The sequence below is a fragment of the Hungatella effluvii genome, assembly GCF_003201875.1.
Classification (GTDB): Bacteria; Bacillota; Clostridia; order Lachnospirales; family Lachnospiraceae; genus Hungatella; species Hungatella effluvii.
In genome coordinates this window covers 464116-489898 of the sequence record NZ_QJKD01000003.1, presented here as the reverse complement: position 1 = coordinate 489898, position 25783 = coordinate 464116, and the positions used below count along the sequence as shown (strand labels likewise).

20 protein-coding genes are annotated in these 25783 nt (G+C 48.6%); 13 read left to right on the top strand and 7 right to left on the bottom strand.

The features are described from left to right. Positions 1–32 precede the first annotated feature (32 nt). From DFR60_RS08095 to dgoD (DFR60_RS08070), 6 genes are read left to right on the top strand one after another with little or no spacing between them, the layout of a single operon-like run. On the top strand, positions 33–914 hold the full coding sequence (locus DFR60_RS08095) for a carbohydrate ABC transporter permease (RefSeq protein ID WP_110322438.1): 882 nt from the start codon (positions 33–35) through the stop codon (positions 912–914). Then, positions 908–1735 carry a carbohydrate ABC transporter permease gene (locus tag DFR60_RS08090; protein WP_110322437.1) on the top strand — a complete coding sequence of 276 codons (828 nt, stop codon included), beginning with the start codon at positions 908–910 and terminating at the stop codon, positions 1733–1735. The genes DFR60_RS08095 and DFR60_RS08090 overlap by 7 nt, the downstream gene beginning before the upstream one ends. Before the next feature lie 7 nt (positions 1736–1742). Beyond that, on the top strand, positions 1743–2894 hold the full coding sequence (dgoD, locus tag DFR60_RS08085) for a galactonate dehydratase (protein ID WP_110322436.1): 1152 nt from the start codon (positions 1743–1745) through the stop codon (positions 2892–2894). 11 nt (positions 2895–2905) lie between these two features. After that, on the top strand, positions 2906–3856 hold the full coding sequence (locus tag DFR60_RS08080) for a sugar kinase (RefSeq protein WP_110322435.1): 951 nt from the start codon (positions 2906–2908) through the stop codon (positions 3854–3856). 22 nt (positions 3857–3878) lie between these two features. Further along, positions 3879–4520 carry a bifunctional 4-hydroxy-2-oxoglutarate aldolase/2-dehydro-3-deoxy-phosphogluconate aldolase gene (locus DFR60_RS08075; RefSeq protein ID WP_110322434.1) on the top strand — a complete coding sequence of 214 codons (642 nt, stop codon included), beginning with the start codon at positions 3879–3881 and terminating at the stop codon, positions 4518–4520. Positions 4521–4525: 5 nt separating this feature from the next. Beyond that, complete coding sequence (gene dgoD, locus DFR60_RS08070) at positions 4526–5665, top strand: galactonate dehydratase (protein WP_341457929.1); 1140 nt, start codon at positions 4526–4528, stop codon at positions 5663–5665. A gap of 118 nt (positions 5666–5783) precedes the next feature. On the opposite strand, the gene mgtA is transcribed toward dgoD (DFR60_RS08070), so the two are convergent. Then, positions 5784–8438: a magnesium-translocating P-type ATPase gene (mgtA, locus tag DFR60_RS08065; RefSeq protein WP_110322432.1), complete on the bottom strand. Its 2655-nt coding sequence runs from the start codon at positions 8436–8438 to the stop codon at positions 5784–5786. A gap of 108 nt (positions 8439–8546) precedes the next feature. Here mgtA and DFR60_RS31405 point away from each other — a divergent pair, with 108 nt between their 5' ends. The 4 genes from DFR60_RS31405 (at position 8547) to DFR60_RS08045 (ending at position 15289) form a co-directional block, all read left to right on the top strand. Further along, positions 8547–8828, top strand: coding sequence for a DUF6783 domain-containing protein (locus tag DFR60_RS31405; protein WP_432764105.1), 282 nt, complete (start codon positions 8547–8549; stop codon positions 8826–8828). Positions 8829–9105: 277 nt separating this feature from the next. Next, positions 9106–11844 (top strand): DEAD/DEAH box helicase, encoded by a 2739-nt coding sequence (locus tag DFR60_RS08055; protein ID WP_110322430.1) that lies wholly within the window; start codon positions 9106–9108, stop codon positions 11842–11844. Next, on the top strand, positions 11845–14034 hold the full coding sequence (locus DFR60_RS08050; RefSeq protein ID WP_110322429.1) for an ATP-dependent helicase: 2190 nt from the start codon (positions 11845–11847) through the stop codon (positions 14032–14034). Between the two features lie 310 nt (positions 14035–14344). Continuing rightward, the gene (locus DFR60_RS08045; protein WP_110322428.1) at positions 14345–15289 is read left to right on the top strand and encodes an N-acetylglucosamine kinase; all 945 of its coding nucleotides are present in this window, start codon (positions 14345–14347) and stop codon (positions 15287–15289) included. A 143-nt stretch (positions 15290–15432) separates the two neighbouring features. On the opposite strand, the gene DFR60_RS08040 is transcribed toward DFR60_RS08045, so the two are convergent. Further along, positions 15433–17796 (bottom strand): glycoside hydrolase, encoded by a 2364-nt coding sequence (locus DFR60_RS08040; RefSeq protein WP_110322427.1) that lies wholly within the window; start codon positions 17794–17796, stop codon positions 15433–15435. 328 nt (positions 17797–18124) lie between these two features. Here DFR60_RS08040 and DFR60_RS08035 point away from each other — a divergent pair, with 328 nt between their 5' ends. After that, entirely contained in the window at positions 18125–18760 is a 636-nt protein-coding gene (locus tag DFR60_RS08035; protein WP_110322426.1) for a helix-turn-helix domain-containing protein, read from the top strand. 151 nt (positions 18761–18911) lie between these two features. Then, positions 18912–19610: a phosphatase PAP2 family protein gene (locus DFR60_RS08030; protein ID WP_110322425.1), complete on the top strand. Its 699-nt coding sequence runs from the start codon at positions 18912–18914 to the stop codon at positions 19608–19610. Here the strand turns inward: DFR60_RS08030 and DFR60_RS08025 are convergent. From DFR60_RS08025 to DFR60_RS08005, 5 genes are all read right to left on the bottom strand, one after another. After that, positions 19600–20988, bottom strand: coding sequence for a sensor histidine kinase (locus tag DFR60_RS08025; protein WP_110322424.1), 1389 nt, complete (start codon positions 20986–20988; stop codon positions 19600–19602). The genes DFR60_RS08030 and DFR60_RS08025 overlap by 11 nt on opposite strands. Continuing rightward, positions 20981–21631, bottom strand: coding sequence for a response regulator transcription factor (locus tag DFR60_RS08020; protein ID WP_110322423.1), 651 nt, complete (start codon positions 21629–21631; stop codon positions 20981–20983). Before DFR60_RS08020 ends, DFR60_RS08025 begins: the two co-directional genes overlap by 8 nt. A 73-nt stretch (positions 21632–21704) precedes the next feature. After that, a complete protein-coding gene (locus DFR60_RS08015) occupies positions 21705–22535 on the bottom strand; it encodes a class I SAM-dependent methyltransferase (protein WP_110322422.1) in 831 nt (276 codons plus the stop codon). A gap of 12 nt (positions 22536–22547) precedes the next feature. Continuing rightward, complete coding sequence (locus DFR60_RS08010) at positions 22548–23132, bottom strand: TetR/AcrR family transcriptional regulator (RefSeq protein WP_110322421.1); 585 nt, start codon at positions 23130–23132, stop codon at positions 22548–22550. 142 nt (positions 23133–23274) lie between these two features. Beyond that, positions 23275–24114, bottom strand: a complete 840-nt coding sequence (locus DFR60_RS08005) for an AraC family transcriptional regulator (protein WP_002602752.1) — start codon at positions 24112–24114, stop codon at positions 23275–23277. Between the two features lie 316 nt (positions 24115–24430). Between DFR60_RS08005 and DFR60_RS08000 the strand changes: the two genes are divergently transcribed. Then, entirely contained in the window at positions 24431–25780 is a 1350-nt protein-coding gene (locus DFR60_RS08000; protein WP_110322420.1) for an ABC transporter substrate-binding protein, read from the top strand. The last annotated feature ends 3 nt before the right edge of the window (positions 25781–25783 follow it).

The following is a 25783-nucleotide window of genomic DNA, read 5'->3' as shown; positions in this document are numbered from 1 at the left end:
CGCAGCATTATCTGCAATATGGAGGAATAGATATGCTTAATCCCAGATTTTTTAAGAAATTTACTTATTTTATTATCGGCGCATTTTTGCTGTATACTGTTATTCTCATCGTGCCCATTGTGCTGAGCTTTGCGTATTCTTTTACAAACTGGGATGGGTACTCAAAACAGATTGATTTTGTGGGTTTGAAAAATTATATCAGGATATTTCAGTCAGAGGCTATGATGGCAGCTCTTGGAAATTCCTTTGTATTCTGTTTCTTTAATGCGGTGATCATTACGGCGTTGGCTATACCGTTGTCACTGGTTTTTCATGCAGGATTTCGAATCCGAAATTTCCTGCGGTCCGCTTTTTTCTTTGCATCAGTTCCCAGTGTACTGATTATTGGTTATATCTTTCAGCTGTTTTTCGGTCCTACAAAAAACGGTGTACTGAATGCATTGTTGGGTAATTTGGGTATTGAACCTGTAAAATGGCTATCTAAGGGGCTTCTTCCTATGGTATCTATTATTATAGCCAATGTCTGGAGGCTTACCGGCTGGCACGCCTGCATTTATCTGGCCAGGCTTCAGGGGATTTCAGAAGAGTATTATGAGGCGGCAAAGATAGACGGTGCATCAGGCTTTGCCATATTCCGTTATGTAACATTTCCGCTTTTGGCTCCTGCAATGACCATCAGTATGATGCTGATTATTATAGATGGGCTGAAAATCTATGCGCTGCCTTATGCACTGACAGGAGGCGGTCCCGGTTACAGGACCACATTTATGACGCAGCTCATTATCCAGACAGGAATCGGGGAAAAAATGGTAGGAAAATCTTCTGCCATGGCAGTTGTCTTTTTTGCAGTGATTCTTGTGGTTGCAGTGATTCAGCTGCGGGTTTCCAGAAAGAGAGAGGAAAATTTATGCTGAATAAGAAAAGATGGTCTTCGGCAGTTTGGCAGATCCTGCTTGTTCTCTTTACACTGGTGTTTTTGAGTCCCATGATTTATATGGTGCTTAACTCTTTTAAACCATACAGCCAGATGCTAAAGGATCCCTGGGGACTTCCGGATACCTTGTTTTTAGATAATTACATAAAAGCTTTTACGCAGATGAAATTTTTTCAGTCCCTTTATAATTCGGCAGTTATTACAATCGTATCGGTTTTCTTAATCGTAGTCTTAGGGGGACTTGCAGCTTATCCAATTACCAGATTCGATAACCGGCTCACCAGATTCTTATCGGTTTATTTTCTCATTGGTTATATGGTACCCACCCAGGTGCTTATCGTTCAGATATTTTCTGTTATGAAGAAAATGCATTTGATCAATACGAAGACGGGACTCATCCTGGTATATGCGGCAGGGGTATCCTTTGCAGTATTTATGTATCAGGGCTTCATCCGTTCTATGCCGGTAGATATGGAGGAATCAGCGCTGATCGACGGGGCCAGGCCGTGGCAGATGTTCTGGAAGGTGGTTTTTCCGCTTTTGAAGCCGGCCAGCGCGACACTTATCATATTTCAGACCATGTGGATCTGGAATGATTTCGTACTTTCCAGCCTGTTCTTAAGTTCCAGAAAGAATCTGACGCTGCTGTTGGAGCTTCACCAGTGTATCGGGGAATTCAGCCTGGACTGGTCCGTGATGCTGGCCATTATGTGCATCGTTATGTTCCCTATGTTAGTATTCTATCTGCTGATGCAAAAACAGATTATATCTGGTATGACAGCCGGAGCAGTGAAGGGATGAGTGAAGAATGAAAATTACAAATGTTGAGATTTATCAGGTCCGTCCGAGGTGGATGCTGGTGAAAATCAGTACGGATGAAGGGATCACCGGGTGGGGAGAGCCTACGCTGGAGGGGAAAGCCACTGTAGTGGAGGAAATGATCCATGTATTTTCCACATGGCTGATTGGAGAAGATCCAGACAATATCGAGGCGCTTTATAACAGGATGTACAGAGGCGGTTTCTATCGGGGAGGCGGTGTCTTATGCAGTGCCATCAGTGGGATCGAGCAGGCACTCTGGGATATAAAGGGGAAAAAACTGGGAGTGCCGATCTGGCAGCTTTTAGGCGGCAGATGCAGGGATCGAGTTCGAATGTATGCCCATGCAGTGCCGTTTAAGGACAATCCCTCAAGAGAGGAACTGCAGTATTGGGTGAAAAAAAGAGTAGATGACGGTTTTACAGCATTAAAAACATCTATGGTGAATCCTCCTATCAGACATGTAGATACCTGGAAGAAGGTGGAAGAGATCGTCAGCCGAATAGCAGTAATGAGAGAGACCGCCGGAAATTGTGTGGATATAGCCATTGATTTCCATGGCAGAGTCAGTCCGGCTATGGCTCCATTGCTGATGAAGGAGCTGGAGCCATATCATCCTATGTTTGTGGAAGAGCCTGTTCTTCCGGAAAATGTGGATGTAATGAAAGAAGTAAGCCAGAAAACCGTTATCCCTATCGCAGCAGGAGAACGGCTGTTTACCACCTTTGGTTTCCGGGAATTGATTGACAAAAGGGCAGTGCATATTATTCAGCCGGATCTCTGCCATTGCGGAGGAATCTTACAGGGGCTTAAGATTGCGGCCATGGCGGCTAATCAGTATATATCTGTAGCACCCCATAATCCCCTTGGACCGGTAGCTCTCGCAGCATGTCTTCAGCTGGACACAGCGATATCCAATTTTACAGCACAGGAGCACCCAACGCATGAAGAAAAGCTGGACTTAGGAGTAGGGCTGTTAAAAAATCCATTTGTGATACAGGAGGGGTATATCGATGTGCCGAAAGGTCCCGGACTTGGAATTGATGTGGATGAGTATGCTGTGAAAGAACTGCAGTATGATGGTAACTGGGCGAATCCGGTTCTTTATTTTGAGGATGACCATTCTATGGGAGAGTGGTAGAAGGAGGGGCTATGAGCCGATTTGTGACAGTTGGAGAGACTATGGTATCTCTGGTTCCAAAAGAGCAGGGACTTTTGCGCTATGGTCCCGATTTTTCTATGCGAATTGCAGGTGCGGAGAGTAATACTGCCATAGGGATAAGCCGCCTGGGACATTCCGCTTCTTTTATTACCAGAACGGGAGCTGACGGATTTGGAGAGTTTTTGATCCGTATGGTCAGGGCGGAAGGTGTGGATACATCTGGAGTTATTGTGGATGAGAACCATAGAACAGGGGTGATGTTTAAAGAAATGTGTCCTGGTCTGGAAACAGCAGTTCATTATTACCGGGATCGTTCTGCAGCCTCCTGTCTGTGCACCGGAGATGTGGATGAGACGGCGATCCAAACAGCAGATATCGTACATCTGACGGGTATCACCCCACTACTCAGCAAAAACTGCAGGCAGATGGTATATGACATCATGGATATGGCGGATGGTGGAAAAACTCTGATCTGTTTTGATCCTAATATCAGAAAGAAACTTTGGAAAGATGAAGAATTCAGGCCTATGATGAAGGATCTGATCAGCAAAAGTTCATGCGTGATGATGGGACTGGAAGAAGGAGCATTTTTATATGGAATCGAAGATGTGAAGCGGCTGGCTGATCTGCTTTTTAAAGGGGGAAAGCTTCGGTATCTGGCTGTGAAAAACGGAGCAGAAGGCGCCTGGGTTTGTGACGATAAACAACTGTCTCATATTTCGCCGTTTGCTTGCCGTCCTGTTGATCCGGTTGGGGCAGGAGATGCCTTTAATGCGGGATTTATCGCCGGAATTCTTCAACGGGAAGGTCTTGAACAATGTGGAAAAATGGGCGCTGTTGCAGGTGCCATGGCTACACAGACCCATGGAGATATTGAAGGACTTATATCTGCAAAGGATCTGGAACTGATATTAAATCATGAAACATGTATACTTAGATAGAGGCAGAGGATGAGGAAAAAATATGGATATTATGAAGGCTATAGTATCGAAGCATAAAATCATAGCAATCCTGCGCAATGTTCCTGAGAAAGAGCTTCAGGCATATACAGAGAGCCTTTATGAAGGTGGTATACGGGCATTTGAAGTATCATTTACTACGGAACATGCAAGGGATCAGATATACTTTATGAAAAGGACACTGCCAGGCGATTCTGTAGTGGGTGCGGGAACTGTGCTGACCGAGAGAGAGGTCAGGGAAGCAGAGGAGGCGGGGGCAGATTTTATGCTGTCACCTTCCGCTTGTCAGGAAGTTATAGCGTACTGCGCAAAACAAGAGATCGCATACATGCCTGGTATATTGACACCATCTGATGTGGGATTGAGCCTGTCCTACGGATTTCATGTCCTCAAACTGTTTCCCGCTAATGCTTTCTCCATAGGTTACAGAAACAGCTTAAGGGGCCCATTTCCACAGGCAGATTTTGTTGCAGTGGGAGGTGTCAGTCTAAAAAATGCGGCTGAATATCTAAAAAATGGCTTTGCGGGTGTTGGAATAGGCAGTTCTTTGGTGAAGGAAGAGTTATTTCTGCAAAAGAAATGGAAGCTGATTACCACTGATATAAAAGGGCAGCTTGATGTTTTGAAAAAGGAGGGATTGCTTTGAAGATTGTGGGGATACATACCTGGCTGGTAAGGCCAAGGTGGTGTTTTGTTGAAGTTCTCACAGATGAAGGAATATCCGGCTGGGGGGAAGCTGTAATAGAGGGAAAAGCTGCCACAGTAAAGGCCTGCGTCGAGGAAATGGCAGAGTATATAACAGGATTGAATCCTCTGCATATAGAAAATATCTGGAATCTGCTATACCGTGGTGCATTCTACCGTGGAGGCCCTGTGCTTATGAGCGCCATAGCGGGTATAGACCAGGCTTTATGGGATATCAAAGGAAAATTCCATGGAGTTCCTGCTTATGAGCTTATGGGAGGTCCCTGCCGCCATAGCATGAAGGTGTATTCCTGGATTGGAGGAGACCGGCCTGCGGATGTGGGAAAGGCGGCCAGAGAGCGTAAAGAAGCGGGATTTACAGCAGTGAAGATGAATGCGACTGAGGAACTGCAGTACATTGACAGCTATAAAAAAGTGGATGCAGTATTGGAGCGGGTAGCTTCTATCCGGGAACAGACCGATAAATATTTTGGTATTGCTATTGACTTTCACGGAAGAGTCCATAAACCTATGGCCAAGGTACTGGCAAAAAAACTGGAGGAATTCGATCCTATGTTTCTAGAGGAGCCAGTACTCTGTGAGCAGATGGAGGATTTCAAGGAAATTGCAGCCTGCTGCAGTATTCCTATCGCGACTGGTGAACGTCTCTATAGCAGATGGGATTACAAACGGTTGTTTCAGGCCGGCGGTATTTCTATCATTCAGCCGGATCTGTCACATGCTGGCGGGCTGACAGAGGTAAAAAAGATAGCGTCCATGGCAGAAGCCTATGATGTGGCACTTGCCCCTCACTGTCCGCTTGGGCCTATTGCACTGTCTGCATGTCTGCAGGTGGATGCGGTATGTTATAATGCAGTGATTCAGGAGCAGAGTATAGGCATCCATTATAATGTGGGGAAAAGTGTTCTGGATTATGTGCATAATCAGGATGATTTTACATTTGATAACGGATATGTGAAGCTGCCGCAAAAGCCTGGATTGGGAGTTTTGGTGAACCGGGAACTGGTGGTGGAAGAAAATGGGGCTCCTCATCATTGGAAAAATCCGGTGTGGCATCATCAGGATGGCAGTGTGGCAGAATGGTAACCGATACTGGGGACAAAGAGAAAACAGAGATGAAAAGGGAGTGCGGCTCTATTGGTAAATAAATAACCATAGAGCCGCACTTCTCATACGTTGCCTGTATAAAGATATGTCTTTAAATTTACAGCCACTCCCCAAACCTCCGAATATAAATTGCTTTAAAAAACTGCGTTGACAGACAGTAGCCTGCAAGTAGAAGTACCAGCCATGGCAGGAATCCAAGCGGCAGGGGAGCCATATCCAGGCCGGAGGCCAGAGCGGAGAATCCAACCAGAACGGCTGCCAGGGCGACGATCGTGGTTGACAGGAGCAGCGGCTTCGCGGCCATGCTCTGTACAAATGGTACTTTCCCGCTGCGGATCATGTGAATGACCAGGACCTGGGATACGGTGCCGAAAACGAACCAGCCGCACTGAAACAGCGGGGCCATAGCCGGCGTATTTGCTTTGATGATCCACCACATGACCGCAAAACAGAGGATGTCGAAGACAGAGCTCAGCGGCCCCATAAAGGCCATGAAGGATTTGATGGACCGGGTTTCCCATTTCCGCGGCTTTTGTAAGTATTCAGGATCTACGTTGTCAAACGGAATCCCCATCTGCGAAAAATCACAAAGCAGGTTTTGGGTCAGTATTTGAACTGGCAGCATGGGAAGGAAGGGGAGGAACAGGGAGGCGACAATCACCGATATCATATTTCCGAAATTGCCGGAAGCCGCCATTTTAATGTATTTGACGATATTCCCAAAGGTTCTCCGGCCGGCCACCACGCCTTTCTCCAATACCATCAGGTCTTTCTTCAACAGGATGATATCCGCGGTTTCCTTCGCAATATCTACAGCGGTGTCCACGGAAATGCCTACGTCCGCCTGGTGAAGCGGCGGCGCGTCATTAATTCCGTCACCCATATAACCGACCGTGTGTCCATTGATCTGAAGCGCTTTCACTACCCGCTCTTTTTGGGAAGGAGACAGCTTCGCAAAAATACTGCAGCGTTCCACAGACTCTGACAGTGCGCCATCATCCATGGCCTCCACTTCTTTTCCCGTGAGATAGCGGGAAGTCTCCACGCCCACCTTACTGCATACTTTGACCGCAACGCCTTCACTGTCGCCTGTCAGAACAACAGTCCGCACGCCGTGGTTATCCAGGGCGGTGACCGCCGCCTTTGCACTTTCCTTGGGCGGGTCCAGAAACCCTACGAAACCAATCAGTACCAGGTCCCGCTCATCGTCCACGCTCAATTCCCCACCTGCCACATCATTTTTCTGCGCCACCGCAATCATCCGGAGTCCGTCCCTGTTGTGCTGTTCGTAAACAGCCCGAACCTTCTGTAAAAGTGTTTCGTCCAGCTTAAGGATCTGGCCGTTCCATTCTGCGTAGGTGCAGATTGCCAGCATCTCCTCCACGGCTCCCTTGGTTACCAGCTGCTGCTTGCCGTTCCGGTCTTCCAGGAGCACGCTCATTCTGCGTCGGGAGAAGTCGAAGGGGATCTCATCCAACCGGGTGTAGCTGTTTAAGATGGCTTCAATGCCGTTTTCGTGAGCCCGGTTTATGATGGCCAGATCAAGCAGATTTTTAAGGCCCGTCTGGAAATAGCTGTTGAGAAATGCGTGACGCAGGGTCCGGTTATCGTCATCCCCCACTACGTTCATGTATTTTTCCAGAATAATTCTGTCTTCCGTTAAGGTGCCGGTTTTGTCGGTGCAGAGTACATCCATTTCGCCAAAGGTCTGTATAGCTCCCAGGGTTTTGACGATAACCTGATGCTTTGACATGAGAACAGCCCCTTTTGCCAGCGTGGAGGTCATGATGACCGGCAGCATCTCCGGGGTCAGGCCTACGGCGATCGTGATGGAGAACAGAAGCGCGTCGCCCCAATCTCCCTTTGTAAAGCCGTTAATGAGCAGTACGACTGGCACCATGACCAGCATGAGCCGGATTAAAAGGCTGCTGACAGAATCAACGCCCCGTTCAAAACTGTTTTTAGCCCGGTCTCCGGACAGGGATTTCGCCATGGAGCCAAAATAGGTTTCGTTGTTTGTGGCCAGGACGATGCCGGTTGCACTGCCGCTTACCATGTTGGTACCCATAAAACCGATGTTTTGAAGGTCGGTCAGCGCGTCTTCCCTGTCTGAACGGATATCCGCATATTTTTCCACCGGATTCGATTCCCCGGTAAGTGAGCCTTGAGCGACAAATGCATCTTTCGTGAAAACAAAGCGGATATCGGCCGGAATCATATCGCCGGCGGAAAGCCGTACCATATCTCCGGGAACGACGTCCTCGATGGGAATTTCCGTCTGCACGCCATCACGCAGGACGTCGGCCTTGTTGGAAATCATCTTCGAAAGCTTTTCCGCCGCCGAGTTGGAGCGTTCTCCCTGGATAAATGCGACCAGGCTGGAGACGATTACCAAAAACAGGATAATGCATACCGTAACGTAATCCGGGTGCTGGGAGTAAATGACATCTGTAAACAGTGTGATAACGGCGATGATAAGCAGCACAATATTGAAGGGATTGACAACCGCGTTTACCAGACGGTGAAGCGTGGTATTGCTCTGACCGGTTGTAATGATATTTTTTCCATACGCCTCCTGAAGCTGCTCCGCCTGCTTTGCAGTCAGCCCCGAGCCGGAGACGGAAAAATGGTCAAACAAGTCTTTTAAATCGAGAAATGCAAAGTTACGAAGAAGTTTTTCGCTTTCATTTTGTTTCTGCTGAATCTGAGAGTTTCTTTTTCTGAATCTGAAAATGTTCTGATTGAGTTTCATTGGGAATTACTCCTTTCCATAATAGAGTTCCCATAAAACAACATAGAATCCGGCCAGCCGGATTCCCGCACCGGAACGCGGCCGTGCCAGCGGCCATATTTCCCTAACGTGGAGTGCGCACCCTGCCGGAAGGTTTTTTTGTGTATTAGAGCGTGTTTGAAAATTCATTCCTGCCATCTGCACGCCCCATTTCGCGGGAGATTTGCCCCGAATTCACTTAACGTAGCCCACTACGCTGCGCTCATTCGGGACAAATCTCCCACAAAATGTGACGCACATCTGACAGAAAGCAATTTTCAAACACGCTCTAGGAACACTTTTCCTATTACACAAAAAAAACCACCCCGAAAGGCGGCGCAAAAGAAACGACAGTTCCATCTATTCCTATAAAAGCACAATAGACGGCCGGTCGTATCTCGTGGTACCTGCGCGGTTCATGTTGTGATATGAGATTTTGAAGACGTTTTTACGACTTCGAGGGGTGCCGTCCATTGTTTCACCTCCCTGTAACATAGACTGGACATTTTGAAGTGACTACGCCCATCATAGCATTCATGGCGTGATGTGTCAACCGAGTGTCAGGATAAAATATCCGATAAGAAAAATGGTGCCAAACATCCGTTCTTGCGTTATAATGATATTTAGGTAATGCAGGAGGAAGATGACTATGGATATCAATGATCTGATTATTTACAGAAGAACCATGCCGGAGCGGAGTGCCCATTATGCCGGCTTCCCGGCGGAACTTCCGGAGGAACTGCGGGAATATCTGCAGAAAAACGGGGTGAGAGGGCTTTATATCCATCAGGCGGAGATGTTTTTAAGGTCGTTGAAACGGGAGAACGTGGTGATTACCACATCTACGGCCAGCGGAAAGACGCTGGGCTTTCTGCTTCCTGTTATCGAGGAGATTTTAAGGAATCCGCTGGCGCGGGCGGTCTTCATCTATCCGACGAAGGCGCTGGCCAGTGATCAGTACCGTGCGATCCAGCCATTCATTGAATATTTCGGAAAGAGCCGGATTTCGGCGGGAGTTTACGACGGCGACACACCCGTGGGCGAGAGGAGCCGGATCCGGAAAGAAGCGAATATTATTCTGACCAACCCGGAGATGGTGAATGGTGCATTTTTGCCGAATCACAGTAAATTCGGATTCGATTTCATTTTTACAAATCTGAAGTTTGTCGTCATCGATGAGCTTCACACCTATAGAGGCGTGTTTGGGTCCCATCTGGCCAATGTATTCCGCCGGCTTCACCGGGTGTGCCGCTACTACGGTTCATCACCGGTCTTTCTGTGCAGTTCGGCCACCATTGCCAATCCCGTCGAACTGGCGGAGGAGATCTGCGGAAGAAAATTCGTGCGGATCGAGCGGGATGGCTCTCCTGCGGCAGAGCGGACCTACCTTCTGATCAAGCCTCCGAAGATTCTGGGGCACGATAAAAAGTACTATGGACAGGTGCAGGCCACGGCGGTGGCGGCGGAGCTGATCCCGGAGCTGGTGGAACAGAGAAAGAATTTTATCGCATTTGCCCGCTCCCGAAGAAATGTGGAGGTAATTCTAAAGGAGGCGAGGGACCGTCTCGAAGCGGAAAGTCCGGCCAGTGCGTCCCAGGCAGATAAAATATCCGGTTACCGGGGCGGTTACACGCCTGCGGAGCGTAAGGAGATCGAGCACAAGATGGTGACAGGAGCGCTGTGCGGGCTGGTGTCAACCAATGCGCTGGAGCTTGGTATCGATATTGGTAAGATTGATGCCACTGTGCTGGCCGGATATCCGGGAACGAGGGCATCCTTCTGGCAGCAGACGGGCCGGGCCGGAAGAAGCGGCCGGGCATGCACAAATTATCTGATTCTTGACAGCCAGCCTTTCGATCAGTACATTGGAACGAACCCGGGATGGCTGTTCGAAAACAGCAGTGAGAGCGCCGTCGTAGACAAGAACAACCTTTTAATTGAACTTTCCCACATCAGGGCGGCTGCGGCGGAGATTCCCCTGACGCTTGATGACGCCTCTGTCTTTCCGGATCTGGGCGAGACGATTCCAGTCCTGATGCGGGCAAAGGAGCTGACCGGACAGAACGGTAAATTCGTGTGGTCGGGCGGTTCCTTCCCGGCCGGAGATTACAGCCTGCGCAATATTGACCCCAACCGGTACAAGCTGCTCTTAAAGGACAGCGGAAAAGAGATCACGGAGATGGACGAGATGCAGGCGTTCCGCGAGATTCATCCCGGAGCCGTCTATTTACACGGCGGCATTCAGTATCAGGTGGTGACGCTGGATCTGGAGACAAGGACAGCCCGTGCCGTGCCGTTTAATGGAAATTACTATACGACACCCATGGGGAATACGGATATCACGATCATTCACGGCAGGAAAGAGAAGCCATGGAAACGAATAGATGCGGTGTTCGGCGATGTAAATGTCAACGCGCAGGTTTCCCTGTACCGCAAGCTGCAGTTTCATAATCATCAGAATCTGGGTTATGAACAGATTAACCCTTCGTTATCCAGAGAATTTGAAACGGAGAGCGTCTGGCTGAAGCTCCCGGGTAATGTGGTAACGGCCTACCGCCGTCTGCTGCAGCAGAGCCCAAACGGGCAGATGATCCGCAACAATCATTTTGAAGGGCTGTGCTGCGCCATTCGAAACGCAGCGCGTCTGGTAACGATGACGGAGCAGGAGGACATCGGCACGACTGTCAGCACTAACGCCGTGTATGCAGAAAAAAGCGTTGAGGAGTCCGTATTTCTCTTTCTCTACGATCAGTATACCGGCGGTCTTGGATATGCCGAGAAAGCGTACGAGCTGATTCCGGAGATTATAGAAAACGGTATCGCCATGGTGAGCGGCTGTCCCTGCGAGGACGGCTGCGCCGCCTGTGTCGGTGACTACCATCTCGATAAAAGTATGGTTTTGTGGGGGCTTAGGAATATGCTGGAGGAGTCTGAAGTGCCGAAACATGTGAAAATGGCGCCGTACGGTCCATCGACATTTATACAGAAGCCATTTCGGTTTGACGAGCTGGAAGCGCAGTGGAAGGCATTTACCGCCATGCTGCTGAAAAACGGGGAGCCGTTTGCGTCCTTCTTAAATACGGTGAATGCGGTCAGGACGGAGGGGAGGAGATTCGCTCTGATTACGGATCAGCCATTTTACCGGGAGTGGATCATGGAAGAGACAAACCGAAAGGCCCTTAATAATCTGATTTCCTATTATACGGACGCACCGAAAGAATTTGAACTGGAGGTGGAGGTTCGGAAAAAAGGGGAAAACAGAGAGAACAGGGACGATGGCTGTGGTGAAAACGGCGGGGACAGAAGCGGAGACGACAGCAGAGACAACAGCGATATGCGGAAAAAGCTTGAACAGAGGCTTGATAAGCTTAAGAAAAAGGAGAATTAGGTGGACTGGGAAAGAGAATGGGAGAGGCTGAACCCCTATCAGAGGGAAGCGGTCACCGATGAAAATAAAGCCTGCCTCGTGAGTGCGAATGTGGGGAGCGGAAAAACGACGGTGCTGACTGCGAAGATTCTCTATCTCCATGAGGTGAAGGCTGTGAGTTACCGGGATATGGTGGTGCTTACATTTACAAACAAGGCGGCTTCTGAAATACGGGAGCGGCTTGTGCGTGCGGACCCGTCAGTGACGCCGGAGGAGACGGAAAACTTCGGGACGTTTCATGGCGTGGCCCTGGGACTTCTGAAAAAAAGGCTCCCAGTGGAGACTCTGGGATATACGAAGGATTTCATGGTGATGGAGCCGGAGGAGGAACTGGAACTGGCCCATGCGCTGATAGCGGAGAAGAAGCTGAAGATAAAGTACAAGAACCGGCTGAGAAAGCGGCTGGCGGAAGCGGAGCGCGTATCGGCGGCGGGCGATACCGGAGTGGCCGGCGGCCAGGACGATCTGGAAATACTGGCAGTGCTTCTCACGGAGGAAAAACTCAGGCGAAATAAGATGACTTTTTCGGATCTGATGAAAAATGCCTGCCTTCTGATGGCGAAAGAGGAAGGGGAGAAAGAGAGATCCGCAAATATTCAATGGGTGATTGTTGACGAAGTGCAGGACTGCGATGGAAAACAGCTGGAATTTATCGATTGCTTTATGGCAGAAGGAGCAAAACTGTTTGCGGTTGGAGATCCCAATCAGGTGATCTACAGCTGGCGTGGGAGCGCGTTTAACTTGTTTTATACTTTGAAGACGCGGTATCAGGCGGCAGAGCTTTCGCTCCCGGTCAATTACCGGTCCTGCAACGAGATTCTGGAGGCGGCCCGGTGTTTTCAGCAGAATGGCGGGGCTCTGGAAGGGATAAGAGGCGGCGGGGAAAAGATTGTGGTGAAGAACCACTACGACTCCTTTCAGGAAGCGTGTTATCTGACTGACCGGATCCGTGAACTGCAGAAACAGGGGATCCCTTTTGACGATATCGCCATATTTTACCGCTTGCAGAGCCAGTCTAAGGTGCTGGAGGATGTATTTTCAAAGAATGGAATTCCATATGAGGTGGCCGTAAAGACGGGGATTCATGAAATCCCGGTGCTGGAATGGCTCCTGCGGCTTCTGCGATTCCTGGCGGACCCGGCCGACCGCGCTGCAGCAGTTTTCGTTCTGAGCAGCCGGGAATACGGAGTGGGGATTTCTGCGAAGAAGGCGGAAAAACTGGCAGAGGAAGGCTGTGCGGGATTAGGCGGCCGAAAGGAAGCTTCTGAGAGTGGATCAGAAAAAGCTGCGGTGCCCGGGCTTTTCGAAAAGATGGTTTCGTTTGCCCGAAATGGCGCAGAGATAAAGGATACGAATACATTTTATGAGTATTTTGATCTGGATTGTTCACTGAAACCCAATGCAGCGTCTTATAGGGACGATAAGGCAAATGTCCGGCATTTTCTGGACCGCATGTTTGCATTTATGAATGCAAAAGACCTTAAGCTTCCGGAAGGGCTTCGGGAATTCCTGAATTCAGCAGCGCTTTATGGAACTTCTCGGGAACTGCTTCCTGAGGCGGACGGCGCCGAAGAGGCCCGCGTGAAAATGATGACACTCCATGCCTCAAAGGGACTGGAGTTTTCCCATGTCTTTATCATTGGTGTGAATTATGGCCTGATTCCGCTGCGGACGAAAGGGATAGACGGGGAAGATGAGGAGAGGCGGCTGTTTTTCGTGGGAATTACACGGGCCAGAAATTATCTGGAGCTTTCCTGGTATACAAATCCTGACATCTTCGGTGTGATGGCCGGGGAAAGCCGTTATATCCGGATGATTCCGTCAGAACTGGTGCAGGGACAGGAGCCGGAGAGGCGGACGGGAACTGCCAGCTTACAGGAGCTGCGGAGACAGGTACAGATGGCGAAGGAAAACGGGGAGAAGATGGCAGAAACGGAGGAGGTGGAGGAAGCAGATGGGATGAAGGAAATGGAGGAGAAAACGCCAAACATTGAATCTGCATCTGCTGAAATACGGGTTCGCCACGAAACATACGGATGCGGCAAAGTTGTTGAAGAAGATGACACGATGATTACCGTAGAATTTGAAGGATACGGAAGAAAAGAATTTATCAAGGCATTTAGCTGCCTGGAAATATTGGATGGACAATAAATAACAGTTCAGCTCTCGCTTCCGGCAGCCACGGTCTGTCCCGGCGGTTTCGTTTCCCGGACCTTTCCTGTGACTTTGCAGGGCATTAGCAGTTCTTAATGCGCAGAATTTTTCGTTCAGGGTAAATCCCCACCTGTTTGAGCGCAGCGAGTTTGGGGATTTTCACTGGTTTTTAGAAAAATCCTGCACATTTAGAAATGCTTATGCCCGAAACCGGAACTGGAAAGGTCCGGGAAACGAAACCGCCGGGACAGACCGTGGCTGCCGGAAGCGAGGGCTGAACTGCTACAACAATAAGGGAGGAATTTTGATGAACTATTATGCTGGAATGGACATAGGCGGGACGAATGGAAGATTAAAACTGAAAGACGGAGACGGGAATATACTCGGGGAATTCACCGGGCCGGGCTGCAGCATCAATACGGACGGATACGATAAGAGCCGGAGCCGCTGCCGGGCACTGGTGCTTCCGGCACTGAAGGAGCTGGAACTGAATCCATCGGACTGTATGGGAATTTGTGTGGCGGCAAGCGGAATTGATTCGCCGGGATATGAGAAGATGTGCCGGGATATCTTCGAGGAAATGGGATTTAAGCCCGACTGTATCCGGGCAGTCAATGACTGTGAGGTCTTTCTGTATTTGAAGGAGGGGCCGTCGATGGTAGTGGTATCCGGTACCGGTTCCATCTGCTATGGTATCGATGCGAAGCGCACTATATACAGGACTGGGGGCTGGAATCATATCTTAAGCGATGAGGGAAGCGCATTTTATCTGGGTATGCAGACTATGAGACTTGCAGCAGAGGATCTTGACGAGAGGACCAAATGCCCGTATCTTACCCGGATGTTTATGGAAAAAAGCGGCCTGGATACGCTGGAAAAGATTGATTTGTTCGTGAATGAGCATTTGTTTGATAAGTCGGAAATCGCCCGCTTTTCCATGATTGCCTGTGAGGCCGCCAAACAGGGAGATTCACAGGCGGAAGGAATCCTTAAGGACTGTGCGGAGAAAATATGGAAACTTATTGAAGATACTGCCCGTAAGGCCGGATGGACCAGACAGAGCCAGGTGTCTCTTGCGAGCGGGAAGGAAAAACCTCATCTGTGGCTGTGGGGCAGTGTTCTGGTTAAAAACGAGATAATCAGAGATGAAGTGGTAAAAAGGGTGAGACAGGTCATGCCGGAAATCGATGTCGCTGTTCCGGAGACGAGTGCGCTTGATCTGGCTTTGATGCTTGCGGGAAAGATCAGATAAAAATTGTTATTGGAACAGCAATCGTAAATACAGCGAGTTAAAAATCGGTTCCCTGCAGTAGTTTTGCAGGAAACCGATTTTTATGGTACTAACGAAAGACATTGAAAATGTGGTTCGCGATCATCAATATATCATTTATATTTTCATACGTGTTCTGGATCCAGCGAAGGCGTATAGACCTCCCGGCTCCCATTCATCTCAATAAGCACAGAGTGAGCCGGGATTTCGATATTCTCATACTGATAAGAGGAATTACCGAAATTAGCAACCGCAACCGCGACAGCATCCCCATCTCCTCCGAACACGGTTTTCTGCACGCTGCCGTCCCCGCTTTTATATTCAAAACCAGTCATTTCCCGGGTGACAGCCGCTTGGCTGAAGTCCGACCAGACGGTTTGGTGGCGGAGAATGTCTTCTTTGTACTCTGACCATTCCACCGCATCGAGGTGATAGAGCGGAGGGACGTTGTAAAGGATTTCCCGTATCATACGGTCTGCAGTCGCGCCCTTGATTTTGAAGGTCGACCAGTCCCAGTGGTAGCTTGTGATGACAGAATCATTGTAGACGAGCTTGAACAGCGGAATATCGTATTTCGGGTCCACAAAGGTGGTATAATACTGTTCTTTTACCGGAATCCGTTTGGAGAAATGTTCTGCGACTCCACCATTAGGATTGTAGTATTTTCCGATATAATATTTGCTGTCCTGATTCTTTTTCATGTCCTCATCCATCCAGGCAAATGTCTTCAGTTCTATTCCATGGGCGTATGCAATATCAGAGGCTGCGAAATCATTGCCGCCCTCCGAGCCGATGACGAGATGGTACTGGTCCCTGATGTAAGACATACGTTCCAGTCTGGCGGCAAGATCTTCCTCCTGTGTGGTGATATGAGAAGGTGTGTAATCGTCATAGATCTCTCCGGTTGCGTCACAGTCGATAAACCAGGAGTTAAACGGGAGCTGGTTGGACATGATGGTTTCCATACGGTTTTTGACGGCAGGAAGCGACAGGGCGGGATTTAATTTGCGGCCGACGTTCTGAAAGCCGCTTTTCGGTTTGCCGGTCTGATCCGTTATGACAGCGTTCCCATAAAGGGATTGATCGTCAAACTGAGCGGTAATCCACTGTTCTCTGCCGGGCTCGTGAATCGAATGGTAGGAGTCGTAGCTGGCGATAAGATAATCCTGGCTGACCGCGGTTTCGACCAGCTCCGGTTTTCCATACGCCTGTTCCCAGCTGTTAAGGCCGATCCATGCGTGTTCGATTCCGCCTTCCTTCATTTCCTGAAGCAGAGTTACCGTCTGGGAATCCATCCACTGTCCGGCATCGGCAAATACTTCCGGTAAATTCGATGCGACAGCATATTTGTGAACCTGAATCCGGTCAGTGTCACTTAAATTACCATATCCTTTTGCCAGGAGAACCTCTAACTCTGAAGAGCGCTGCGTAAAGGTAGATGGCTCCCAGAAATCATCCCGTTTCAAAAGCTGGCTGATGTAGCTGCAGATTACATTTTTCTGATACTCTGCCACGTAGTCCTGGCCCTGTATTTCCTTCAGGACAGCTGTAAATTCCTGACCATTTTCCAGGCGTCCGGCAAATGACAGAAAATACTCCATAACCGGAGAGGAAAGAGACGTTCGAAATGCCTGCCAGTTGATATCATCCGCCGATACCACGAAATCACCCCAAAGATAGATGAAAGGAGCTCCGTACAGCTTACGGATATTGGGATTTGCCTCCGCTTTCTGTTCCAGGGTGGTAAACTGTCCCTGCTCGATTACGTAATTGCGATACAGCTTGGCCGCGCTGACAGGATCTTTGTCCGTGATGTAAATTCGAAATTTATTAGTCCGGTTATCATCGATCGCCGGATACTGATGGGAGACAGAGAACGCAATGGGGGAATCCGAAGTAAAATTCATCTCTGTCCGGTAAGGATCTTCCATAACAAACAGGAGGTTGTAGCTTCCGGCAGATGAGATCCAGAACGGCATGGAAAGCTGCTCCATTACCTGAAATTCCTGGCCATTTAAATAATCGAACCAGGCCGGATCATCCGCAGGCACCCTCTTGCCTTCGCCAAAGGGAAAATAGTAGGTATCTGCGGAGATAACGGGCCATGTAAAGGAATTGTCGTTCTCATTTTCCGAGGTAATCACCACGCTTAAATAATCCTTTTCGGGAGTCAGGGAAACGGATATCTGCTCATCGGGATAGCGCCAGCTGACGGTATCGCCGACTTTTCCGTAGTCCAGTACGGTTCTTCGTTCCCCCTTAGCAGCAGCCGTTATAAGCGTCTGTTCCACCTCAAAGGACAGGGTAAATTCTTCCGGCTCTACCTCAAAATCAAAGGGAAGTCCGGTATATTGAGATTCAGAGACCTCCATTTCCTCCGGGACGGCCGCAGATGACGGTTCCGGATTCGGGCTGTTGGACGCACAGCCGGTTAAAGCCAGGGTCAATGGCAGAAGCAGGCCCAGCTTTTTAGACAGTAAATTTTTCATTGTATACTCCTTTTTTGATTTTTCATTTTGCGCGCAGGGAATCGGGCGGACAGGAATGCGTATCCGGCCGATGATTGCTGTATATCGGGCATTTGATTCATACAAAAGGGATTATAAGGCTCGGTTGTTACATTCATGTGACAAAATAGACATGGATTGACAATTTACATGACTGGAATGATATGGAAAAAGGAAAGCAGAATGGCCGGTTGCTTTTCTTCCAGAGTCCGCTTATAATAAATCAGCAGGCCGTAAAGGCAAATTCCAACAGATACAGAAAGATTACGATACCAGACTAACAGACCAATTACCATATCAGGAGACCACAATGGAGTTTAACGAAAAGCTGCAGCAGCTCAGAAAAAAGAATAATCTCACCCAGGAACAGCTTGCAGAGCAGCTGTTCGTATCGAGGACGGCTGTATCGAAATGGGAGAGCGGCAAAGGATATCCCAACATAGAATCGCTGAAGAGCATTTCAAAACTATTTTCCGTTTCCATAGATGATCTGTTATCCGGTGACGAACTGATCAGTCTGGCGGAATGTGAAAATCGTTCCAATATAAAAAAGGTATACGGACTGATGGGCGGAATTATCGATGTAATGGCGGCCGCCTTCATTTTTTTACCGCTGTACGGAAAGCCGGAGGGCGGACATATCTACCATGTGAATCTATTGTCCTTTACGGATACAACAAAAATAAATCTCTGGATATACTGGGGTATTTTTTGTTTTTTGATAGTTTTAGGAATCATGAGGCTGATTTTGACTCATTATGATAAAGAGGCGTGGCTGAGCAGGGTCACCAACGGTTCGGTCGCATTGAGCGCGGCGGCAATCTGTTTTTTTGCTGCGGCGAGGGAACCATATGTGACAGTTCTGATGTTTCTGTTTTTCATATGGAAGATTACGTTGCTGTATTACATAATGAATCGTAAACAGCATCAGGCGAAAACTTTGTAAAAACGTGATAAAAAGGCCTCTGACACGATACGTGTCGGGGCCTTTTTACCATTGTGATAGTAAGTTTCTTGTCTTTTCTCAGTGGAAAGCAGATAATCTCAATACAGCCTGCAGGCAGCAATCTCGTAATGAAAAGAAAGGATACATGATAATGCTTAAGAAATCAAAACAATCTCTCATCATGGCAGCAAGTCTGTTTTTACTCTTTATAATTTTTACGGTTATGGTTAAAACGATTGATGTAAGACCGATCGGACCGGAACAGTCGTCCGTCGGTTTCGCTTCTGTCAACAAATTCGTATTTGAACTGTTCGGTGTGAATCCGCTGTGGTATAACGTAAGCGAATGGCTGGGCGCCGCCGCCATGGCGACTGCGTTCGGATTTGCCATGGTGGGGCTGTTCCAGCTTATAACACGCAGAAGCATCCGGAAGGTCGATGTCCCGATTCTGGTGCTGGGTGCATTTTACGGTATCCTTGCGGCCTGTTATGTGTTCTTCGAGGTCGTTGTTATCAATTACAGACCCGTCATTTTCACACAGGGGTCAGTACTGGAGGCGTCTTTCCCATCTTCCCATACGATGGCCTCCATCTGCATTATGGCTACGGCGATGATCGAATTTCACGATTATCTGCGAAAGCGGCGAGGGTGGCTGATGGCAGCGGATACCGCGGCTGTTCTGATCCTTGTATTAACGGTAGTCGGGAGAATGCTCTCTGGCGTACACTGGTTTACTGATATTGTGGCCGGTGTGATCCTTTCGGCGGCGCTGATCGCTCTGTTCTGTCTGGCTCTGCAATATACAGAGGAACGATCCGGCAGAGCAGGAACGGCAGATTCTAGAAAATGACTTCAAATGTAATAACATGGCCTTCCCGTATACAGCGGACCTGATATCCGAACGTATCAGCGATTTTTTTGACGATCGGCAGACCGAGTCCGGTACCGGACAGCGCCTTGTTGCGGGAGGGCTCTCCGACATAGAACGGTTCCCAGATCCGTTCTGTGTCCAGATCGTCATTTCCAAGTTCGTTTGTGATCCGAAAACAGCACTGCCCATCGTTTTTGCCGAGTTCTGCATGTACGGTGCCGGAGGCGGCGTATTTTACCGCGTTGGAGAGCAGGTTGGAAAACAGTTCTGTGACCAGCTCTGCATTTCCCGTGATTTCCAGATTCGGTGTGACGGCTGTGTTTAGGCTAAGACCCTGCTTGGAAAGAAAGAGCTTCTGCTCCCCGATGCATTCAGAAAGCAGCAGATCCAGCCTGATGGTGGTCAGCGGATGTTCTTTCCGCTCGATTCCCGACAGGTTCAGAAGCCGTTCTGTCATCTGCGACATCCGGTTGTTCTGCTGGATGATGGTTTCTAAAAAGGTGCCGTCATCCAGCCCATCCTGGATTCCGGAGGAATACATGCCGATCAGGGAGATGGGAGTCTTTAAGTCGTGGGCCACGTCGTTTAAAAGCTGTTCCATCTGCTGATTTTTGGCCTGAAGCATTTTCTGATACTGCTGTATGGAAATGCTCATCTGGTTCATGCTGTCCGCAACGTGCTCCAGCTCATCGCGGGTGCTGATACGCAGGGAACCGTACTCCTGACGGGCGATCTCCTGCGAGAAACGCTCCATGCGGCGCAGCGGATTGGTGATATGTTTTACCAGTAAATACAGCAGTACCACGGCGATAATCAGGGAAATGACATGAAGCAGGATGCTGAAACGGTTGATAATCCCGATGAAGTCCGCCGTATTGGGAATAATGGCGGCGACCGCATACAAATTGGAGCCCACCGGGATATACTCGACTAAAATACCGTAGTTTAACTTGTCCTGCTGGTAAAGGCGGAACTGGGAACCCTTCCGGACGGCGGACAGATAATCCTGATCCCATAACCAGAATTTTTGAAAACCGAGACCCTTCTCGCGGAATTTGTCCCGCAGACTGCTGCTTAACCCATCGTAATCGGAAGTATTGGCGGCGTACGTGATCAGCACATTATCAGAGCTTTCCAGGCTGGCGACGGCTTCGTCCGGTGACATTCCAGCGTCTAAATATTCCCTGATGCGGCTGCCGGCCTGGCTGACATACTCTGTCTGCTGACGCAGATAGTACCGCGCCGCCACCTTCGAGTTGACGAAAAGTGTGGCGGCCAGGATCAGGGCCAGAATCGCTGCCGTACCGCAGATGAACTTGGTGGACAGCCGGTGGAAGCGTCGCTTTCCATTAGTCATGGCCGCCTCCCATCACGTAGCCCATGCCGATACGCGTCCGGATGAGGTCCTCGCCGATCTTTTTTCGAAGACGGCGGATACTCGTATCAACGGTGCGGGGGTCTCCCTCAAAATCCATCCCCCACACGTGGTTCAAAAGCTGTTCCCGTGATAATACGATGTTTGGATTGGAGAGAAAATATTTTAAAAGTTCAAACTCTGTTTTGGTGAGGACCATCTTCTGATGGTCTTTTGTCACTTCCATTGTGACCGGATTCAGGCGGATATCATGGAACTGCAGGACATCAGCCGCATTGCACAGTTTTTTTATGCGAAGTAAAAGAACCTGTATGTCAAATGGTTTCCGCAGGTAATCATCGGCGCCGCAGGAAAGTCCGGCTATCTCGCTTTCGTTTTCACCCTTGGCCGTCAGCATGAGAACCTTTACGGGTATGTTTAAAAGACGGATCTCTTTTAAGGTCTGAATTCCATCCTGAACCGGCATCATCCAGTCCAGCAGTACCAGATCAACCGGGTGCTCTGTCAGGAAATCAACGGCGGCACGGCCGTTGGAAACCACGTTTACCAGATAGCCTTCACGCTGGAGATAAAGCTTTAGGATTTTCTGCATTTCAGGATCGTCTTCTGCAATTAATAATCTCATGGCGGCCTCCTTTGCCGGTATTTGGCTGGCGTATCCGGAATGGAAGCCTGCCATGGCCATGATGGCTGTTATATTAGGATAATATAGATTGAGATTTTGTGCAAGGAGTGTCTGACTTTTTTACTATGTCAATGGCATGACTCGTAATGCCCGCTAAATCCTCGCGTTCACAGACCGCAAAATGGTATTTTAAATACAGTTCAAACGCGTCGCGGTCCATGGCATCTACGGCTTCGCGCATAAATAAGGCACAGCCATCTGCCGCGACGTAATGCAGACGGGTTACAGGAAGGGCGGAGATCAAATCATCGATGTCCTCTTTTCTTACAAGCTCAAATAAATCCTTTGGCTCTGACTTGGCGGCGAATGTCCGGGAATCAAGCAGGCCTTTTTCTATATATTCGGCGACGTTAATGCTGCCGCGGTGGAAGCCCTCATCAAGGAGGCAGCCGTCGGATATCACATACGCAGCAAAGATCACGCCGCCCGGTTTTGTAACGCGAATCGCCTCGCGCAGAGCCTGCAGCTTATCCTCTTTGGTGTAAAGGTGATACAGCGGCCCTAGCAGAAGCGTGATATCATATTTATTGTCCGGAAATGCGGACAGGTCCATGGCGTTGCCCTGGGTAATCGTTATGTTCTCCCCTGCCTGGGTGTTACTACGGAAAACATCGATGTTATGGCCGACCAGTTCCACCGCGTCCACGGCACAGCCCTGACGTGCCAGTGCATGAGAATACCGGCCGGTTCCGGCTCCGATTTCAAGCACCCGGTCACCGGGCTTTCTATATTTTTCAATGTAGCGCATTGTGGTGAGAAATTCAACCGATCCATGCTTTAAGGCCAGCCGGCTGTCTTCGTCATATTGATTGTAAAAATCAATTAAGTATTGGTTTGCTGTCATAGGGGACTCCTTCTACCGCTGGGGTGCGTCTGGTTTTTCCTGATGGATCAGGGCGGATAACAGGTTCATCAACATCTTTTCCGCATGGTTCCTGTCAAATGAGATCTTTTTGGCCGCTGTTAAGACTGCTATGCCGTGAGTATAAAGGAACAGATCCAAAAAGATTACCTTTGCACGTTCTAACTCTACACCAATGGTTTTGGAAAAGAGTGCCGCCCTTTTTTCATTATCGGATTCATGATAAAAATCCTTTGCCTCGGTCATATTCAAATCCATATCGTTGATAAATAACAGTTTAAATAAGTTTGTTTCTTCCTCTGCAAATGCAAGGTACGAAAGAGGCAATAATAAGGGGGGACTTACATCTTCAGTATGACTGAAATCGATCACATACCGGTTATAGTATTCGTATGCAAAATCAAGAAATTCCTTTTTTAATTCCTCCATATTCTCGTAGCAGGTGAAGATCGGACGGGTAGAACACTGCAGTCTGCCGGCAATACTCCTTGCGTTTACTGCTTCGAAGCCTGTTTCTTTCGTGATCTTGAGGACCGTGTTTAATATCATTTCTTTTGTGATCTTTGCTTTTGGCGGCATAAGCGTCTGCCTTTCTGTTTTAGAATTGATGTGTCACAAGTGTTGTGTAACTATTGTTACATATTGGATAGACAATGTCAAGAGAGAAAATTATTTGTATTTTGCAACAGTTCAGGGCGGCGGGAAAAACTGCTGCCGTATTTTATTTAAATCTCTTCCGATACTCCGAGGGCGACATCCCATACTGCTTCTTAAACAACAGATAAAAGTTCTGCCTGGAGTTTATCCCCACAAGCTCATCGATATCGCTGATCGGAGTATCGGAGTGGAGAAGAAAGTATACGGCCTTTTCCATGCGGTACTTAGTCAGATAATTCCAGATCGTAAGCCCCGTCTTTTCGCGAAAGATTTTTTGAAGATAAACCTTGTTAAGCGCTACATATGATGCGATCTCATCGATATTCTCAATGGAAAAAAAGTGATAATTGATATAGTTTTTGATCTGCTCCACATAAGTATCTGTGGGGCTTTTTTCGGCGGAAAGAAGGCGGACGACCTCGATCAAAGCCTTATTGACGAGAATATTTAAGTAGTAAGGGTCTTTTTTATTATTGGTCTCATTGCAGATCTCCTCCAGCAGGTGAAAGATATTTCGCGCATTCTGAATTACCAGGCCGGTATTCAAGTGCTGAAAAAATGTGCCGAGGCAGGGATAGGCTTTGACAAGGGCGGAGAGCGTGCCGATGGAAGGCGTAAGCTCAGACTGATAGTAATTAATACTCATATTGATGCAGGAATCAGGGGAAATCAGCTTGTGCGGCGTATTTCCGTTGACGATCATCAGGTTTCGTTTCTTCAGATTATAAATTTCACCTGCAATATCGTAATAGCAGGTTCCCTCTACAATGTAATTAAACTCGATGGATCCGGCCGGATGCTGATGGTAGTCCATATAGTATTTCTGCCAGTTCATATAGCAGATCTCTTCGGGCAGAAGGACGCAGTCCGGATTCGTAATTTGATAAGCGTTTTCGTATGCCATGGCAGTTTCTCCTTTTTATTTATTCCTCTCGATCTTCCATATAACCGTCTCAATCTATCCTACCGCATAAAATCCCCACTGTCAAAAAAATGTAATAAATAATAGCTTCTTAATAAAAAAAGACCTTATTTTAAACGGTAGAAACATCCATGAATTCCGTGTATATTAATATATGTAAAGCAGTGAACCAAAGTAGTCAATCACCCGTATGAAGCGGGGATTTTGACTCTCGCGGCCGCCGGCGGATGGACATGTGGGCATGTTTGCCTGGCTCGTTGACCGCGGTAATAAATAAAAAAATTGGAGGGCAGTTACTATGAAGAAAAATTTGGCAGGACTTTTTGTTGCAGCGGCAATGGTGGTATCCTTATGCGCATGCGGGTCAGGGGGAAGCGGCAGTACAACTCCAGACAAGACCAGCGAGGTGGCAGCGGGGGCAGCGACAGAGGCAGCAGCGGGGGCAGCGACAGAGGCAGCGGCCGGCGGGGGAGATGCAGTTACACTCACCTATGTGACATGGAATGAGAATCAGCGGGGGCAGATTCAGGATACCATCGACGGATTTCAGAAGCTTTACCCGAATATCAAAGTAGATTTACAGATCACCCCATGGGGGGAGTACTGGACGAAACTGGAGGCCGCGGCAACCAGCGGAAATATGGCCGATATCGTGACCATGCATACCAACGTAGTCGCTAAGTATGTAAACGGCGGCAAGCTGGCGCAGCTCGATGATTTAACTCAGTACGATGATACCTTCAGCTACGATAATTATCCGGAGGGAGTAACGAAGCTGTATACATTTGGCGATGCCCATTACGGAGTGCCGAAGGACAAGGACTGTGTCGTGCTTGTATACAATAAAGAGCTGTTTGATCAAGTGGGTGTAGAGTATCCGAACGCGGACTGGAGCTGGAACGATGTGGAGGAAGCCGCGAAGAAGCTGACCGATAAGGAAAACGGCGTCTATGGATTTGCCGCATACAACCACGATCAGGAAGGCTGGGGAAACTTCCTGTATGAAAACGGCGGCAGCATCATCGACGAGACAACACACCAGTCCGGGCTGGACAAGCCGGAATCCATTGAGGCGATGGAGTGGTATATGAATATGAACGCCAACTATTCACCTTCCAATGAAATGATGGCGGAAGTCAACTATATTGAGTTATTTGCAACGGGTACGGTTGCCATGCAGACCTTTGGCAACTGGGAACTGAGCTATTTCACGGAAAATGAGCTTGTAAAAGATAAGTTTGCCATCACAGAGCTTCCGGCAGGGCCTGCCGGCATCAAGGCCACACAGATGAACGGCCTGGCGCTGTCTGTTCCCAGCGACTGTAAGAATATGGAAGCAGCAAAGAAGTTTGTCGCCTATGCAGGCTCCAAACAGGGGATGTTAGATTCCATTAACGGGCCGGCCATTCCGGCATTTACGGGGGTAGATGCCGACTGGGCAAAGGCACATGACGATTTATATGATACCGGTGCTATTTTGAAGAGCATGGATTACGGGGTACAGTTTGTAGGAACGGAGAGCAAGACAAAATGGTCCGAGGTCATGAATACTTACGTGGCGAAAATATTTAACGGGGAAGCGAGCGTAGAAGAGGCGTTTACCCAGGCTGCGAAAGAGATCAATGAAATTCTGGCAACGGAGAAGTAATAA

Excerpts from the sequence above, each read along its gene's own strand:
- DFR60_RS08095 (WP_110322438.1), top strand. The coding sequence starts at position 33 with ATGCTTAATCCCAGATTTTTTAAGAAATTTACTTATTTTATTATCGGC.
- DFR60_RS08090 (WP_110322437.1), top strand. The coding sequence starts at position 908 with ATGCTGAATAAGAAAAGATGGTCTTCGGCAGTTTGGCAGATCCTGCTT.
- dgoD (WP_110322436.1), top strand. The coding sequence starts at position 1,743 with ATGAAAATTACAAATGTTGAGATTTATCAGGTCCGTCCGAGGTGGATG.
- DFR60_RS08080 (WP_110322435.1), top strand. The coding sequence starts at position 2,906 with ATGAGCCGATTTGTGACAGTTGGAGAGACTATGGTATCTCTGGTTCCA.
- DFR60_RS08075 (WP_110322434.1), top strand. The coding sequence starts at position 3,879 with ATGGATATTATGAAGGCTATAGTATCGAAGCATAAAATCATAGCAATC.
- mgtA (WP_110322432.1), bottom strand. The coding sequence starts at position 8,438 with ATGAAACTCAATCAGAACATTTTCAGATTCAGAAAAAGAAACTCTCAG.
- DFR60_RS08055 (WP_110322430.1), top strand. The coding sequence starts at position 9,106 with ATGGATATCAATGATCTGATTATTTACAGAAGAACCATGCCGGAGCGG.
- DFR60_RS08045 (WP_110322428.1), top strand. The coding sequence starts at position 14,345 with ATGAACTATTATGCTGGAATGGACATAGGCGGGACGAATGGAAGATTA.
- DFR60_RS08040 (WP_110322427.1), bottom strand. The coding sequence starts at position 17,796 with ATGAAAAATTTACTGTCTAAAAAGCTGGGCCTGCTTCTGCCATTGACC.
- DFR60_RS08035 (WP_110322426.1), top strand. The coding sequence starts at position 18,125 with ATGGAGTTTAACGAAAAGCTGCAGCAGCTCAGAAAAAAGAATAATCTC.
- DFR60_RS08030 (WP_110322425.1), top strand. The coding sequence starts at position 18,912 with ATGCTTAAGAAATCAAAACAATCTCTCATCATGGCAGCAAGTCTGTTT.
- DFR60_RS08025 (WP_110322424.1), bottom strand. The coding sequence starts at position 20,988 with ATGACTAATGGAAAGCGACGCTTCCACCGGCTGTCCACCAAGTTCATC.
- DFR60_RS08020 (WP_110322423.1), bottom strand. The coding sequence starts at position 21,631 with ATGAGATTATTAATTGCAGAAGACGATCCTGAAATGCAGAAAATCCTA.
- DFR60_RS08015 (WP_110322422.1), bottom strand. The coding sequence starts at position 22,535 with ATGACAGCAAACCAATACTTAATTGATTTTTACAATCAATATGACGAA.
- DFR60_RS08010 (WP_110322421.1), bottom strand. The coding sequence starts at position 23,132 with ATGCCGCCAAAAGCAAAGATCACAAAAGAAATGATATTAAACACGGTC.
- DFR60_RS08005 (WP_002602752.1), bottom strand. The coding sequence starts at position 24,114 with ATGGCATACGAAAACGCTTATCAAATTACGAATCCGGACTGCGTCCTT.
- DFR60_RS08000 (WP_110322420.1), top strand. The coding sequence starts at position 24,431 with ATGAAGAAAAATTTGGCAGGACTTTTTGTTGCAGCGGCAATGGTGGTA.